The sequence below is a fragment of the Psychromonas aquatilis genome, assembly GCF_038155185.1.
Classification (GTDB): domain Bacteria; phylum Pseudomonadota; class Gammaproteobacteria; order Enterobacterales; family Psychromonadaceae; genus Psychromonas; species Psychromonas aquatilis.
Map to the genome: position 1 here is coordinate 1 of NZ_JBAKAZ010000524.1, position 206 is coordinate 206.

Here is a 206-nt window from a genome sequence, read left to right on the forward strand (position 1 = left end):
CTTTACTAATGGCTTCATCCATATCCACTTCCATTAACAAGTCAACACAACCAAGTAAATCAAGACCTAATTTTAATGGGCTACCACCAATCGCTTCTAACCAGCATGGTGTTGAAGGCGCTAAATTTAACGCCGCTACAAACCCATCGCCGATGGCTGCACTGATATTTTCACGTGCTAATAATAGAGCTTCACTTGATTTTAAT

General features: G+C 40.3%; 1 pseudogene. It reads right to left on the bottom strand.

Annotated features, from left to right (window positions below):
• Positions 1 to 206, bottom strand: a pseudogene (secD, locus tag V6256_RS16390) (protein translocase subunit SecD); the annotation flags it as partial.